Origin of the sequence: Terracoccus sp. 273MFTsu3.1 (assembly GCF_000383675.1) — a bacterium.
In the GTDB taxonomy this organism is placed as follows: Bacteria; Actinomycetota; Actinomycetes; order Actinomycetales; family Dermatophilaceae; genus Terrabacter.
The window spans coordinates 40,538-55,224 of sequence record NZ_KB911829.1; the positions used below are offsets into that span (position 1 = coordinate 40,538).

At 71.5% G+C, this 14,687-nt stretch carries 14 protein-coding genes; 8 read left to right on the top strand and 6 right to left on the bottom strand.

Annotation, left to right across the window (positions count from 1 at the left end):
• The first annotated feature begins 3 nt into the window (after positions 1–3).
• Positions 4–378 carry a DNA polymerase ligase N-terminal domain-containing protein gene (locus H283_RS0121770; protein ID WP_231372346.1) on the top strand — a complete coding sequence of 125 codons (375 nt, stop codon included), beginning with the start codon at positions 4–6 and terminating at the stop codon, positions 376–378.
• 46 nt (positions 379–424) lie between these two features.
• Here the strand turns inward: H283_RS0121770 and H283_RS0121775 are convergent, their stop codons facing one another.
• Positions 425–1,357, bottom strand: a complete 933-nt coding sequence (locus H283_RS0121775) for a hydroxymethylglutaryl-CoA lyase (protein WP_020145647.1) — start codon at positions 1,355–1,357, stop codon at positions 425–427.
• A 103-nt stretch (positions 1,358–1,460) separates the two neighbouring features.
• Between H283_RS0121775 and H283_RS0121780 the strand changes: the two genes are divergently transcribed.
• Positions 1,461–3,113 (top strand): DNA repair helicase XPB, encoded by a 1,653-nt coding sequence (locus H283_RS0121780; protein WP_020145648.1) that lies wholly within the window; start codon positions 1,461–1,463, stop codon positions 3,111–3,113.
• A gap of 68 nt (positions 3,114–3,181) precedes the next feature.
• Complete coding sequence (locus tag H283_RS28280) at positions 3,182–3,358, top strand: hypothetical protein (RefSeq protein ID WP_020145649.1); 177 nt, start codon at positions 3,182–3,184, stop codon at positions 3,356–3,358.
• 56 nt (positions 3,359–3,414) lie between these two features.
• Here H283_RS28280 and H283_RS26995 read toward each other — a convergent pair whose 3' ends face one another.
• Entirely contained in the window at positions 3,415–4,032 is a 618-nt protein-coding gene (locus tag H283_RS26995; RefSeq protein ID WP_156023380.1) for a hypothetical protein, read from the bottom strand.
• A gap of 131 nt (positions 4,033–4,163) precedes the next feature.
• Between H283_RS26995 and H283_RS0121795 the strand changes: the two genes are divergently transcribed.
• From H283_RS0121795 to H283_RS0121810, 4 genes are all read left to right on the top strand, one after another.
• Positions 4,164–4,886, top strand: a complete 723-nt coding sequence (locus tag H283_RS0121795; protein WP_020145651.1) for a response regulator transcription factor — start codon at positions 4,164–4,166, stop codon at positions 4,884–4,886.
• 4 nt (positions 4,887–4,890) lie between these two features.
• Positions 4,891–6,447: a cell wall metabolism sensor histidine kinase WalK gene (locus H283_RS0121800; protein ID WP_020145652.1), complete on the top strand. Its 1,557-nt coding sequence runs from the start codon at positions 4,891–4,893 to the stop codon at positions 6,445–6,447.
• 68 nt (positions 6,448–6,515) lie between these two features.
• The gene (locus tag H283_RS0121805) at positions 6,516–7,802 is read left to right on the top strand and encodes a S1C family serine protease (protein WP_020145653.1); all 1,287 of its coding nucleotides are present in this window, start codon (positions 6,516–6,518) and stop codon (positions 7,800–7,802) included.
• A gap of 218 nt (positions 7,803–8,020) precedes the next feature.
• Positions 8,021–9,541 (top strand): SDR family NAD(P)-dependent oxidoreductase, encoded by a 1,521-nt coding sequence (locus H283_RS0121810; RefSeq protein WP_020145654.1) that lies wholly within the window; start codon positions 8,021–8,023, stop codon positions 9,539–9,541.
• Here H283_RS0121810 and H283_RS27975 read toward each other — a convergent pair.
• Positions 9,513–10,286: a hypothetical protein gene (locus H283_RS27975; RefSeq protein ID WP_156023381.1), complete on the bottom strand. Its 774-nt coding sequence runs from the start codon at positions 10,284–10,286 to the stop codon at positions 9,513–9,515. The genes H283_RS0121810 and H283_RS27975 overlap by 29 nt on opposite strands.
• A gap of 30 nt (positions 10,287–10,316) precedes the next feature.
• On the opposite strand from H283_RS27975, the gene H283_RS0121820 reads away from it, so the two are divergent.
• Positions 10,317–10,715: a VOC family protein gene (locus H283_RS0121820; RefSeq protein ID WP_028785820.1), complete on the top strand. Its 399-nt coding sequence runs from the start codon at positions 10,317–10,319 to the stop codon at positions 10,713–10,715.
• 79 nt (positions 10,716–10,794) lie between these two features.
• On the opposite strand, the gene H283_RS0121825 is transcribed toward H283_RS0121820, so the two are convergent.
• Genes H283_RS0121825 through pepN form a run of 3 tightly spaced genes read right to left on the bottom strand, consistent with a single transcriptional unit; the run spans position 10,795 to position 14,650 of the window.
• On the bottom strand, positions 10,795–11,322 hold the full coding sequence (locus H283_RS0121825; RefSeq protein ID WP_020145657.1) for a GNAT family N-acetyltransferase: 528 nt from the start codon (positions 11,320–11,322) through the stop codon (positions 10,795–10,797).
• The gene (locus H283_RS0121830; protein ID WP_020145658.1) at positions 11,319–12,143 is read right to left on the bottom strand and encodes a hypothetical protein; all 825 of its coding nucleotides are present in this window, start codon (positions 12,141–12,143) and stop codon (positions 11,319–11,321) included. Before H283_RS0121830 ends, H283_RS0121825 begins: the two co-directional genes overlap by 4 nt.
• A 5-nt stretch (positions 12,144–12,148) precedes the next feature.
• Positions 12,149–14,650 (bottom strand): aminopeptidase N, encoded by a 2,502-nt coding sequence (gene pepN, locus H283_RS0121835; RefSeq protein WP_020145659.1) that lies wholly within the window; start codon positions 14,648–14,650, stop codon positions 12,149–12,151.
• Positions 14,651–14,687 lie beyond the last annotated feature (37 nt).

Sequence of the window (14,687 nt, forward strand, 5' to 3'; positions counted from 1 at the left end):
GCCTTGGCAGGCAACGACATCCGCGGGGGACACCGGCCGGCATACGTGCTCCACGACCACCGGAAGCCGCGGCCGCACTTCGACCTGCGGCTCGAGGAGCACGGCGTCCTGCGCTCGTGGGCGGTGCCCAAGGGCCTGCCGACGACGAGCCGGCACGACCGCCTGGCCGTCGCGGTCGACGACCACGACCTGGACCACCTGACGTACACCGACGAGCACAAGTCGGTCGCCGACACCGGATGGTGGGAGGAGGAGTCGCGCGACGACCACCGGATCGTCTTCGTGCTGCACGGTCGGGCCGGCTCCCACCGCTACGCCCTGATCCGCACCGACCGCGACTGGCTGCTCCACCTCACCAAGGACCAGCCGACGCCCTGACGCACGACCCTCGATGCCACCGTCGCGGTTGGACGGGCGGGGTGGGTCAGGCGCCGGCGAGGGCGCGCACGACGTTGCTCGGGCTGGGGCGGCCGAGCTGCTGCGCCATCCACACCGACGTCTCGACGAGCGCGTCGAGGTCGACCCCGGTCTCGACGCCCGCGCCGTGCAGGGCCCAGACGAGGTCCTCCGTGGCGAGGTTGCCGGTCGCGGACTTCGCGTACGGGCAGCCACCCAGACCGCCGGCGGCCGCGTCGACGACCGAGACGCCGTCACGCAGGGCGGCCATCGTGTTGGCGAGCGCCTGTCCGTAGGTGTCGTGGAAGTGCACGGCGATGCGGTCGGTGCCGATGCCTCGCGCGGCGAGCGCCTCGAGCAGCCGGTGGACGTGCCCCGTCGTGCCGACGCCGATCGTGTCGCCGAGGCTGAGCTCGTGGCAGCCCAGGTCCATGAGCCGCTCCGCCGTGTCGACGACCTGCCCGATCGGCACCGGGCCCTCCCACGGGTCGCCGAAGCACATCGAGACGTAGGCGCGCACCCACATCCCGTCGGCGAGGGCGCGCTTCACGACCGGCTCGAACATGGCGTACTGCTCGCTCACCGACCGGTTGAGGTTCTTCTGTGCGAAGGTCTCGGTGGCCGAGCCGAAGATCGCGATCGCACCGAGCCCGAGCTCCTCGGCGCGGTCGAGGCCCCGCTCGTTGGGCACGAGGGCCGGGCGGCGGCGCCCGAGCCCGTCGGCGCCGAGGCCGGCGAGCACCTCCTCGGCGTCACCCATCTGCGGCACCCACCTCGCCGGGACGAACGAGGTCGTCTCGATGGTGCCGAGCCCGGCGGCCTCGAGACGTCGGATGAACTCGACCTTCGTCGCGGCGGGGACGATCGTCTTCTCGTTCTGCAGGCCGTCGCGTGGACCGACCTCGTAGATCGTCACCTTCGGGGGCAGCCCCGTCGCCGCCTCGACCTGTGGGGATCGCATGCGCCCATACTGTCACCAGCACGCCCCACGCCCGGGCCGAGGTATCGGCCGGCGAGGGCCCCGACGGAATACCTCGACCCACGCTCGGAGTTGTCCCCACACGATGAATGACGGACCCCTGATCGTCCAGAGCGACAAGACCCTCCTCCTCGAGGTCGACCACCCGAACGCCGAGGCCGCACGCCGGGCCATCGCTCCGTTCGCCGAGCTCGAGCGTGCTCCCGAGCACGTGCACACCTACCGCATCACCCCGCTCGGCCTGTGGAACGCCCGGGCGGCCGGCCACGACGCCGAGCAGGTCGTCGACGCCCTCATCACCCACAGCCGGTATGCCGTCCCCAACGCGCTGCTCGTCGACGTGGCCGACACGATGGACCGCTACGGCCGGCTCACCCTGACCAAGGAGGGCCTCGCCGACAGCCCCGAGGGCACCCGGCTCGTGCTGCGCACGACGGACCGCCCGGTGCTCGAGGAGGTCCTGCGGCACAAGAAGATCAAGCCGCTGACCGGCGAGCGTCTCGACGACCTGGCCGTCGTCGTGCACCCGAGCGAGCGCGGCACCCTCAAGCAGGAGCTGCTCAAGGTCGGCTGGCCCGCCGAGGACCTTGCCGGCTACGTCGACGGTGAGGCCCACCCGATCGACCTCGACCAGGCCGACTGGCACCTGCGCCCCTACCAGCAGCACGCCGTCGACGGCTTCTGGCACGGCGGGTCCGGCGTCGTCGTCCTCCCCTGCGGGGCGGGCAAGACGCTCGTCGGCGCCGGGGCGATGGCCGCCGCCAAGGCGACGACCCTCATCCTCGTCACCAACACGGTGAGCGCGCGGCAGTGGAAGGACGAGCTGATCAGGCGCACGACGCTGACCGAGGACGAGATCGGCGAGTACTCCGGTGCCCGCAAGGAGATCCGGCCCGTCACGATCGCGACCTACCAGGTGCTGACGACGAAGCGGAAGGGCGCCTACGCGCACCTCGACCTGCTCGACGCCCGCGACTGGGGTCTCATCGTCTACGACGAGGTGCACCTGCTGCCGGCACCGATCTTCCGGATGACCGCCGACCTCCAGGCTCGGCGCCGCCTCGGCCTCACCGCGACCCTCGTGCGCGAGGACGGCCGCGAGGCCGACGTCTTCAGCCTCATCGGCCCGAAGCGGTTCGACGCGCCGTGGAAGGACATCGAGGCCCAGGGCTACATCGCTCCCGCCGACTGCGTCGAGGTGCGGGTCACGCTCCCCGAGGGCCAACGCCTCGCGTATGCCGTGAGCGAGCCGGAGGACCGCTACCGCCTCGCGTCGTGCTCCGACGCCAAGCTGCCCGTCGTCGAGACGCTGGCCAAGCAGCATGCCGGCGAACCGACCCTCGTCATCGGGCAGTACCTCGACCAGCTCCACGAGGTGGCCGAGCGGCTCGGCGCCGAGGTCATCACCGGCGAGACGACCGTCAAGGAGCGCCAGCGCCTCTACGACGCCTTCCGCACCGGCGAGATCACGACGCTCGTCGTCAGCAAGGTGGCGAACTTCTCCATCGACCTGCCCGAGGCGAGCGTCGCGATCCAGATCAGCGGCACCTTCGGCTCCCGCCAGGAGGAGGCCCAGCGCCTCGGACGCGTCCTGCGCCCCAAGGGCGACGGCCGCACCGCGCACTTCTACACGATCGTCAGCCGCGACACCGTCGACGCCGACTTCGCCGCGCACCGCCAGCGCTTCCTCGCCGAGCAGGGGTACGCGTACCGCATCGTCGACGCCGACGACCTCTGAGCATCGGGACCGTCTCACCCTGCGACTCAATTAGGTCAGGCAAGGCTTGCCTATTTAGCATCGACGTCGTGGGCAAGCTCAAGGCCAAGGACGTGGCGAAGCTCAAGCCGAAGTCCAAGTGCTGCAAGGACAGCCCGCGGTGCACGAGGTGCCCCGTGGTGATCAAGCGACTGTGCGCGCAGGACTGCGCCTCGATGTGCGGCAAGGACTTCAAGAAGGCCCTCGCCAAGGCCCGCAAGCGCTGACCACGCGAACCGGGGCCCACCCGAGAGGGTGAGCCCCGATGCTGCACGGGTCGGGGTCAGCCGCGCCCGTCGCGCGACCCACTCTCGTGGTCGCCGTCCTCGTGGTCGCCACCCTGGTGGTCGCCGTCCTCGTGGTCGCCACCCTGGTGGTCGCCGTCCTCGTAGTCCGCATCCTCGTGGTCGGCAGCGTCGTCGTCGCCCGCCTGGTCCGAGTCCTCCGCCCCCTCGTGATCGGCAGCGTCGTCGGACCCGGGCTTCGCCCCACCACGCACCAGGGCGCCGTCCTTGCGTGCCGAACGCACCGCCGCGACGACACCCTCCTTCGTGGTCTGGGCCTGCACCGCCTCGCGCAGCTTCGCGAGTGCCGCCTGCCGAGCCGCCAGCCGCTCGGCGATCCGCGCCTTGGCCTCGGCCGTGAGCCGCTCGCTCGCCGCCACGCGCTGCGACAGCTTGGTCACGAGCGTCGCCTGCCGGTCGATGGCCTCGATGACGCGAGCCTTGAGCTCCGACAGCGTCACCGTTCCCAGACTCGGTCCATCCGCGCCCGCGCGCACGACGGCTGGAGCGGGGGCCCCCGCGACAGGGGCGGCATACGCACCCGCACCGAGCCCGCACGCGGCGACGAGGGCGACCGCGGCTGCCGTGGTCCGCACCATGTTCCTGGTCTTCACCATGATCATCTCCTTGAGTGTCGGCCCCCCGTGATCCTTCGAACGTCTCCACCCTGCCCGATTTGTCCGTTTTCGCCACTTGAGAGACCGAGGGTTCCCAGCGAACTCCCAGCGAACACCCTGACACTGGGACGGTGGACACCCAGACAGCTGCGGCACCCGAGGCTCGCCTGCTCGTCGTCGAGGACGAGCCGAACATCCGCGAGCTCCTCGCAACCTCACTCCGCTTCGCCGGCTTCGAGGTCGAGACGGCCGGTGACGGCACGACCGCCCTCGCCATGGCCGCCGAGTCCGAGCCCGACCTCGTCGTGCTCGACGTCATGCTCCCCGACGTCGACGGCTTCGAGGTGACCCGTCGCCTGCGCGACCGCGGCCGCCAGCAGCCGATCGTCTTCGTCACCGCTCGTGACGCGACGGGCGACAAGATCCAGGGCCTCACCGTGGGTGGCGACGACTACGTCACCAAGCCGTTCAGCCTCGAGGAGGTCATCGCCCGCATCCGGGCGGTCCTGCGCCGCACCCGCGGACAGGCCGACGACGGCGCGACGCTCCGCTTCCACGACCTCGAGCTCAACGAGGACTCCCACGAGGTGCGCCGCGGCGGGCGGATCATCGACCTGTCCCCGACCGAGTTCAAGCTGCTGCGCTACCTGCTGCTCAACCCCAACCGCGTGCTCTCGAAGCTGCAGATCCTCGACCACGTCTGGGACTACGACTTCCGCGGCGAGTCCGGCATCGTCGAGTCCTACATCTCCTACCTCCGGCGCAAGATCGACGCCGACGGCCCCTCGCTCATCCACACCAAGCGCGGCGTGGGTTACGTTCTCCGGGTGCCCCCAGAGCTGACCGCCCCCTGACCGGATGGCCGACCTGACCGCCCCGGCGGCCGACCTGCGCGCCACCGCTGACGACGCGAGCGTCCCGCCCGCCGCGGTGCGTGGACGCTCGCTGACCCGCCGCCTGCGGGCCCTGCCCTTGCGCTGGCGCCTCCTCGCCGTCACCCTCGGTCTCGTCGCAGCAGCCCTCGCCGTCACCTCGCTCGCGGTCAGCGCCCTGCTGCGCGGCTACCTCGTCAGCCAGACGGAGCAGGAGCTCGAGGTCTACGCGGCGAGCCTGGCCTCGGTCGAGCTCTCCGAGCTGCAGGCCACGAGCTCGCAGCTGCCGTCGAACTTCACCGCGAAGGTGCTCGACCTGTCGACCGGCGAGATCACGAACCTCCGCGACGCCGCACTGCTGGAGCCCACGACCCCTGCCCTGCCCACGCCGAAGCTCACCGACACGAACCTGCTCGAGCCGTCGACGTTCCAGGTCGGCTCCGCCACCGGGGAGGGCCAGTGGCTGGCTCTCGCCAAGCTCAACGACGAGGGCAGCGGGATCGTCGAGGTCGCGTTGCCCCTGCGGCCGCTCGAGGCCACCGTCAGTCAGTTCCTCCTGTATGCCGCCGCCATCGGCGGCATCGCCCTGCTCCTGACGGCGCTGCTCGGCTGGTACCTCATCGGGCGCACCTTCCGGCCGCTGACCCGCATCGAGGACACCGCGGCCCAGATCGCCGTGGGCGACCTGACCCAGCGCGTCGACGTGCCCGACACCGACGACGAGGTGGCCTCGCTCTCCCGGTCGCTCAACGCGATGCTCGCCCGGATCGAGCAGAGCTTCGCCGCGCGTGAGGCCAACGAGGAGAAGATGCGCCGCTTCATCGCCGACGCGTCCCACGAGCTGCGCACCCCGCTCGCCGCGGTCGGCGGCTACGCCGAGCTCTACCGCCAGGGCGCGCTGCCGACGGCCGACGCCGTGACCGGAGCCATGGGGCGCATCGAGTCCGAGGCGCACCGGATGAGCGGTCTCGTCGAGGACCTGCTGACCCTCGCCCGCCTCGACGGCGAGCGCCCGCTCGAGCTGCAGACCGTCGACCTCGCCGTCCTCGCGGCGGATGCGGCCCAGGACGCGCGCACCATCGCGCCGGGCCGCCACATCGTCGCGACCGGCATCAGTGGACCGATCGAGCCGACCGAGCTGCGCGCCGACGAGCAACAGCTGCGCCAGGTCGTGACCAACCTCGTGACCAACGCGCGCGTGCACACGCCCGACGGCACCCCGATCGAGATCCTCGTCGGACGGGTCGACGCCCGGCACGTCGCACTCCACGTGCGCGACCACGGACCCGGCATCCCCGCCGACGCCCGGGACGAGGTCTTCGAGCGCTTCTACCGGGCCGACCGCAGCCGCAGCCGTGGCCAGGGGGGCGGCAACGGGCTCGGGCTGGCCATCGTCCACGCGATCATCGAGGCCCACGACGGCACCGTCCGTGTCGACGAGACGCCCGGCGGTGGGGCCACCGTCGTCGTCGAGCTGCCGATCACCCGGACCACGAGTGAGCCACGTCACCATCGCCCGTCCCAAGGCACAGCGGATTCCTAGGAACACCACAACGTCGTCCAAAGCTGGGTCGATGTCATGGAGACAACAGACCAGAGCGAGGAGGAGCCATGACCCTGGCACCTGAGGACCACACCCAGCAGATCCCGCAGGGCAGCTACTACAGCCAGTCCGCACCACCCGCGCCGCCGGCCCCGCCGACGCCGCCCCTGGGTGAGGGCAGCCGTCCGGCGCCCAAGCGCGAGAGCCGAATCGGCCAGACCATCGGCGTCGCGCTGCTCGCAGCCGTCCTCGCGAGCGGTGGCACGTATGCCGCCACGCAGCTCGGCGACCAGGGCACCGCCGCGTCGCCGACGTCCACCACGTCGACGACGAACCAGAACCAGGGCTCCTCGCCGACTGTCGTGCAGGGCAACGCCACGGCGCCCGACTGGACCGCCGTCTCCGCCGCCGTGACGCCGAGCGTCGTCAGCATCGACGTCACGACCCAGCAGGGGTCGGGCGCCGGCTCCGGCGTCGTCTTCGACAAGAGCGGACACATCCTCACCAACAACCACGTCGTCGGTGACGCGACCGGCAACGGCGCCATCACCGTGACGCTGAACGACGGCCGTACCTACGCCGCGACCATCGTCGGCACGGACCCCTCGACCGACCTTGCCGTCATCAAGCTGACCAACGGACCGAGCGACCTGACCCCGATCACCCTCGGGGACTCCGAGTCCCTCAAGGTCGGCGACCCGGCCATGGCCGTCGGCAACCCGCTCGGCCTGTCGGGCACCGTCACCACGGGCATCGTGTCGGCGCTCAACCGTCCGGTCAGCACCGGGACGGCGAGCGAGTCGCCCCTCGGTCAGCAGCAGACGTCCGGCGACGAGGTCGTGACGAACGCCATCCAGACGTCGGCCGCGATCAACCCCGGCAACTCCGGTGGCGCGCTCGTCAACGCCAAGGGCGAGCTCATCGGCATCAACAGCTCCATCGCGTCGCTGGGCCAGAGCTCGAGCGGCAGCCAGAGCGGCAACATCGGCATCGGCTTCGCGATCCCCGTCAAGGAGGCCAAGTCGATCGCCGACCAGCTCATCAAGAGCGGCAAGGCCGAGCACGCCTTCCTCGGAGTCAGCACCCGCGACACGGTGGTCTCCGACGGCAGCGCCAAGCGGGCCGGGGCCCAGGTCGTCGCGGTCAACGGCGGGACGCCCGCCGCGAACGCCGGCATCAAGAACGGCGACGTCATCATCGCCGTCGACGGACAGCGCATCGACTCCGCGACGGCCCTCGTCGCCCAGATCCGTGAGATGACGGCCGGCGACAAGACCACGCTCACGGTGATCCGGGACGGCGCCCGCCAGGACGTCCCCGTGACCCTTGCGGTCAAGCCGGCCAGCTCGAACTGACCCCTCCACTTCGCACCGGGTCACGGACAGGGTGACGACACGCTGGACGTGACCCGGGCGAGGCCAACCTCCCCGGTCTCGTATGCCGTCGGGCTCGCGCCTGTCCCCGCCACCACGCTCGTGGTGGCTCGGACGGTCGCCGGCCCGGCGGCATACCTCATCTCCGGGCCGGGACCGCGGATTGGGGGCGGAGCGAGTCGCCCGCGTACCCTTGCGCGGTGAGTGAGACCGAGATCGAGCTGGACCCCGCTGCCGTCGTGCACCTCGACCCCGAGGACGTCGCGACCGCGGTGCGTGTGCTGGCCCTGGCGCCCTCGCTCGAGATCGACGACCCGGACTTCGAGACGCTGAAGCGGGCCGCGTCGCTGATGTACAAGCGGCTCAAGAAGGACCGGCGCAACGCGAAGACGTGGGCCGAGCGCAAGGCCGACCGGCAGGTCATCGAGTCGACGGCCACCGGATCGCCGATGCGGATCGACGACGAGACCAAGGGAATCCCCTTGGTGTCCAACGCAACGGGCGCCTTCGCCGGTGAGCTCATCAACCCGCGCGGGTGCTACATCTGCAAGACCGACTACACGCTCGTCGACGCGTTCTACCACTGGCTCTGCCCGGACTGCGCGGCTCGCTCGCACGCGAAGCGTGACCAGCGCACCGACCTCACGGGGAAGCGGGCCCTGCTCACCGGGGGCCGCGCGAAGATCGGGATGTACATCGCCCTGCGCCTGCTGCGCGACGGCGCCCACACGACGATCACGACGCGCTTCCCCAAGGACGCGATGCGCCGCTTCTCCGCCATGGAGGACTCGGCGGACTGGATCCACCGGCTCAAGATCGTCGGCATCGACCTGCGCGACCCCACCCAGGTCGTCGCCCTGACCGACGAGGTCAGCGCGGCCGGGCCGCTCGACATCCTCATCAACAACGCAGCCCAGACGGTGCGCCGCTCCCCCGGCGCCTACAGCAACCTCGTCGAGCTCGAGTCGGCTCCGCTGCCCGACGGCGTCGCCCTGCCCGAGATGGTGACCTTCGACCGGATCAGCGAGGCGCACCCGGCCTCGATCGCCGGGGCCCTCGGCACCCATGCCATCGCGCACCACGACGGCGAGTCGGTCGAGCACGCGATCGCGGCCCAGACAGCCGCGTCGATGACCGCCCTGGCGCTGACCGCCGGGCACGCGAGCCTCGAGGCCCACCGGGCCGGCACGGCCGTCGACGCCGGCGGCCTGCTGCCCGACCTGCAGCGCACCAACTCGTGGACGCAGAAGGTCGAGGAGGTCGACCCCCTCGAGCTGCTCGAGGTGCAGCTGTGCAACTCGACGGCGCCGTTCATCCTCGTCTCGCGTCTGCGTCCGGCGATGCGGGCCGCAGTCGCGGGTGGTGCGCGACGGGCGTACGTCGTCAACGTCTCGGCCATGGAGGGGCAGTTCTCGCGCCGCTACAAGGGGCCCGGGCACCCCCACACGAACATGGCCAAGGCCGCCCTCAACATGATGACCCGCACGAGCGCGGGCGAGATGTTCGAGACCGACCGCATCCTCATGACGGCCGTCGACACCGGCTGGATCACCGACGAGCGCCCGCACGACGAGAAGCTGCGCATCGCCGCGGAGGGCTGGCACGCCCCGCTCGACCTCGTCGACGGCGCCGCCCGCGTCTACGACCCGATAGTGCGCGGCGAGGCCGGCGAGGACCTCTACGGCTGCTTCGTCAAGGACTACGAGCCCAGCCCCTGGTGACACCGCGGGCCGCCACCCGGCGAGCGGGGTGAGCCGCCCGGACTAGGTCCCAGTCCGAGTCGGCCATGACGATCGCGAACGTCGCGCCGCGCGGGAACCCGACCCGGGCCACGACACACACGTCGCCCGCCCCGCGCAGCACCACGAGGTGTCCCGCGGCGGCGTCGGCGACGAGCGTCGACCAGAAGGTGGTCGGGTCGCCGAGCAGGGGCGGGTGGCTTCGGTTCGGGGTGAGGACCGCGCCCTCGACCTCCACCGTGAACGACCCGGGGCACCAGGGCGGCACCTGGGACACCGGGTCGCGCTCGGGGTCCTTGTACAGCACGGTGACCGCGACCCGCCCTCCGCGGTGGTGCACGAGGTCCCGCATCTCGGCACCTTCACGGCGCAGGTGACCGCGCCAACGGTAGACGAGGCCGGGAGCGTCCGGTGTCGACCTCAGCGCGACCTGGGGCATCGTCATGACCAGCCGCAGGATCGCGCGAGACGTCAGGTGCTGTCCCGACCGTCGGAGCTCCTGCACGTGGACGAGGACACCGGCGCCTCGGACCGCGACCAGCACGGCCGCGACGACCCCGGCGACCGCCAGGACGGGACCGTAGCCGAAGCGCTCGACCGGCAGCCGGAGGAACATGCAGACGTAGAGACAGCGGACGAGGAAGGGCGCCCTCTTCGACGGCTTCCGCTTCCCCTGACGACCTCTCGGTACCACCAGCGCATCGAACCACACGAGCACACCTGACACCCGAGCTTCTTCGGGCGTAGCGTCCCGTGCATGATCACAGCCGTCCACAATCTCGTGTACTCCGACGACGCGGCCGCGACGCGGGCCTTCTTCCGTGACGTGCTGCAGTGGCCATGCGTGACCGACGACGGCTCGGAGGGTGCCGACGACACGAACGCCTGGCTCATCTTCGCGACAGGGCCCAGCGAGCTCGGGGTGCACCCGACCCGCGGACCGGAGGGGTCGACGTGGTCGGCACCACGGCACCATGCGATCTCGCTCATCTGCGACGACCTGCGCTCGACGATGGACGAGCTCATCGCCCGCGGAGCGGTGTTCACGACCGAGCCCACCGACCGGGGGTTCGGCGTCGTCGTCATGATGGCGGTCCCGGGAGCCGACGAGATCCAGCTCTACGAGCCCCACCACACGACGGCCTACGACCGCTGACCTCGACCCCGGCCTTCGGGACACCTCTTCGTGGAGATCCTTCGGCACCCGGTGCCGGACGATCTCCAGGAACGAGCGGTCAACGCAGGGTCTTGGCGTACCAGACCTCGGCGTAGTCGCCCTCGTTGAAGGCGGGCACCTCGACGTAGCCCTGCCGGCGGTAGAGCGCGCGGGCCTCGACGAGGTCGAGACGGGTGTCCAGCCGGACCGTCGTCGCGCCGAGGTCGCGCGCGGCCTCCTCCGCCGCGGCCAGCAGCGCCGCTGCGATGCCGGACCCGCGCGCCTCGGGTCGTACGAACATCCGCTTCAGCTCCACGACGTCGGGTCGGTCAGGGACGAGGCGGACGCCGGCGCAGCCGACGAGCCGCGCCCCGGACCGCGCCCCGGACCGCGCCACGACGAACGCGCCCGTGGGTGGTGCGAGGTCGTCGCTCGGCATCTCGGCGAGGCTCTGCTCGATCTCCTCCGGCGTCGAGTCGCGGCCTTCGCGCAGGCGGAACCACCGGTCGCTGACGTCGACGAGGTAGTCGCGCAGGATCGTGGCGGACTCCTCCGACGTGACGTCCCCGCGCTCGACGACCCACCCCGTGGCCCGCGGGCGACTCACTGCCGTGGCGGGGCCGTCATCGCCACCCCGTCGGCGATCACCTCGGTCATCAGGGCCACGAGGTCACGGCGACGACGACCGGGGTCGGTGGCATACGTCGACGGGTCGTCGGGACGCTCCCGCACCCGGAGGCCCTCCTCGACGATCTCGCGGTGCTGGGGGTACGCCTCGCGTGCCCATCGACCCGCCCCGGACTTCGACGTGGGCTGTCCGGTCACGAGCAGGTGGACGAGCCGCGGCGCCCCGAGGGCGCCCCACTCGGCGGCCTGGGGCAAGGACGCCTCCCGCGGGTGGTGCTCCATCGCCTCGAGCTGCGAGCGCCAGAAGGTGTCGAGGTTCTCGCGCGTGGAGTCGTGCAGCGCGGTGTCGTCGCTCGCGATCGCGATGTCACGGATGTCCTTGCCGCGCACCGTGATCCCGTGGTCCCGCAGCTCACGCCACGTGATCTCCTTGAGGTCGCAGTGGGTGCCGACGTCGAACCACTGGTGCAGGACGCCGGGTCCCTCGGGCACGTCGCCCGGAGCACCGGCCAGGTCGCTCTCGACGACGTAGAAGCCGTCGTAGTCGGGCTCCGGCCAGAGCCGGGCGAGCTCGGCGTGGACCTCCCGGAGCACCTCGACGTCGGCCTCGGTGGGACGGCGGCTCACGACCGCGACGAAGTCGATGTCACTGCCGCCGTGGAACTCCCCGTCGAAACCGAGCGACCCGTGGAGGTGGAGACCGTCGAGCAACCCCGGCACGCGCTCGTCGAGGAGGGCGAGATGGGAGCCGCACACGTCGCGGACGACGTCCGGGAGCTCGTCGCGGGTCGGGACGCCCACCGCGGTCAGACGGCCGCGCCGAACGTCGCCCGCGACGCGAGGGCCTCACGCAGCTCGGCGTCGGCGTCGACGAGGGAGCGGTGGACCGCCGGGGTGAGGTCGTCACGCGAGATGGCCGCGGCGCTGAGACGTGCCGTCTCGTCGTCGAAGACGCGCGGGAAGGCGACGAGGACGACCCGCGACAGGGCGTCCTCCCCGACCCAGTCCGACATCGCCGGGACGTCGGTGAAGTAGCGCGGCACGTAGTCGGCGACGAGCGAGTCGTCGGGCGCGACCCAGAAGCCGCGGGCCAGGTGGACCATCTCGTAGTTGGAGCGGCCCTGGCGGCCGGTCAGCTGCTCCCACGCCCACGCCTTGGCGTCCGCGTCGGGCAGGCTGGCCCGGCACATGAGCGCGTTGAGCCCGCCCTGCAGGGTGTCGTCCTTGGCGCGGAACGACTCGACCTCTGCGACCCCGATGAGTCCGCGCGCCGAGAGGTTGCGCACGACGATCCAGCGGAAGTCGCCGTCGTCCTCGAGTCCGGCCGGCAGCCCCTGACCGTCGGCCCAGGCGCGCAGCAGCGCCTCGTCGTCGCTCGTGCCGGCGACGAGGCGGGGCCCGGGGAGCGACTCGGTCGTGCCGGCCGTGGCCCGCTCGAGCAGCCCCACAGCGGCCCGGTTGAGACGGGCCATGGCCGCCTCCTGCAGCTCGCGCGGCACGAAGTACGGGACGATCCGGTGCTCGGCGTAGGCCGCGACCCGGGTCAGGATCGAGGAGTTCGTCTCGAGCGGCCATGCGGCGTCGAAGACGTCGAGGAAGGCCTCGGGAGCGACCGTCGCCCCGTGCACCCCGTCGATGAGCGCGGACCACACGACGGCGCGGGCCTGCGCGTCGGGGATCTGGCCGAGCTGGGACGGCAGCGCAGCGACCGTGGCGTCGGACAGGCGTACGCGAGCCCACGTCAGGTCGGACGCGTTGGGCACGACGACGGAGGGCTCCGGGGTCCCCTCGAGCTCGGCGAGGGTGGTCTCGGGTCCGGTGGCGGTGACCATGACCCGACCGAGCTCGCGCCCGTCGGTCCACCCCGCGACGTCGAAGGCGTGCGGGCGGTCGGCCGGCCGGTCGGCCGGTGCCTCGCGGCGCACGACCGCCGACTCGACGACGCCCGCCTGCTCCTCGACGTCGACCGAGATCGTGTCGCGGTCTGCCGTCAGCAGCCAGGCGCGCGACCAGGCCTCGAGGTCCTTGCCGCTCGCCGTCTCGATCGCGCCGAGGAAGTCGGCGAGCGTGCCGTTGCCGTAGGACTTGTCGGTCAGGTAGGCACGGACGCCGGCGATGAAGTGCTCGTCGCCGACGTACGCGATGAGCTGGCGCAGCGTGGCCGCGCCCTTGGCGTACGAGATGCCGTCGAAGTTCTGCAGCGCGCTCTGCGCGTCGAGCGCCTCGACGCCCGCGACGGGGTGGGTCGACGGGGAGCGCTCGGCGCCGTAGCCCCAGACCTTGCGCACGATCGAGGAGTCGACCCACGCGTCGGTGTACTCGGTCGCGTCGACGAGGCACCGGTGCGACATGTACTCCGCGAACGACTCGTTGAGCCAGAGGTCGTCCCACCACTTCATCGTCACGATGTCGCCGAACCACATGTGCGACATCTCGTGGCTGACGGTGTTGGCCCGGGTGAGCAGCTCGTCGCGCGTCGCGGCACCGCGGTAGAGGTACTGGTCTCGGAACGTCACGCAGCCGGGGTTCTCCATCGCGCCGGCGTTGAACTCCGGCACGAAGACCTGGTGGTACTCGCCGAACGGGTAGCGGATCCCGAAGAGCCCGTGGAAGTAGTCGAACGACCGCTTCGTCACGTCGAAGAGCTCGGCCGCGTGACGCTCGAGCGGCTCGCGCAGCGAGGCCCGCGCGTGGAGGCCCAGCGGTATGCCGTCGTGCTCGTCGTGGACGGAGACGTAGGGTCCCGCGCACACCGTCATGAAGTACGTCGCGAGCGGCTTCGTCGTCGCGAGGGTCCACGTGCCCGCGCCGGCCTTGGAGGCGGCGCCGTTGCCGATGACCGTCCACTCGAGGGGCGCGTGGACCGTGACGTCGTAGGGCGCCTTGAGGTCGGGCTGGTCGAAGCACGCGTAGGCGCTCGGAGCCGCGTCGAGGAAGAGGTGCCCGTAGACGTAGTCGAGGTCGTCGGCGGGGTCGGTGGCCCGGTGCAGCCCCTGCCCGTCGTGGCTGTAGGCCATCGTCGCGGCCACGACGAGCTCGTTGTCGGCGGCCAGCCCCTCCAGCGGGAGTCGGCCGTCGACGACGACGTCGGCCGGGTCGAGGGACTCACCGTTGAGCGAGATCGTCTCGACCGAGCGGGCCTTGAGGTCGATCCACGAGCCCGCGCCGGGCTCGGCGCACGTGAACCGGACGCTCGTGCGCGAGCCGAAGACCTCCGTCCCCTGGTCGAGGTCGAGCTCGACGGCATACGACGTGACGGTGATCAGCGAGGATCGCTCGCGGGCTTCGGCCAGGGTGAGACTGCGCATAGGGGCGAGCCTGCCAGATCGACGGGCCCGCCGTCGC

Bases quoted from the DNA above. Each gene is read 5' to 3' on its own strand.
- H283_RS0121775 (WP_020145647.1), bottom strand. From the start codon at position 1,357: ATGCGATCCCCACAGGTCGAGGCGGCGACGGGGCTGCCCCCGAAGGTG.
- H283_RS26995 (WP_156023380.1), bottom strand. From the start codon at position 4,032: ATGGTGAAGACCAGGAACATGGTGCGGACCACGGCAGCCGCGGTCGCC.
- H283_RS0121805 (WP_020145653.1), top strand. From the start codon at position 6,516: ATGACCCTGGCACCTGAGGACCACACCCAGCAGATCCCGCAGGGCAGC.
- H283_RS0121780 (WP_020145648.1), top strand. From the start codon at position 1,461: ATGAATGACGGACCCCTGATCGTCCAGAGCGACAAGACCCTCCTCCTC.
- H283_RS0121820 (WP_028785820.1), top strand. From the start codon at position 10,317: ATGATCACAGCCGTCCACAATCTCGTGTACTCCGACGACGCGGCCGCG.
- pepN (WP_020145659.1), bottom strand. From the start codon at position 14,650: ATGCGCAGTCTCACCCTGGCCGAAGCCCGCGAGCGATCCTCGCTGATC.
- H283_RS0121800 (WP_020145652.1), top strand. From the start codon at position 4,891: ATGGCCGACCTGACCGCCCCGGCGGCCGACCTGCGCGCCACCGCTGAC.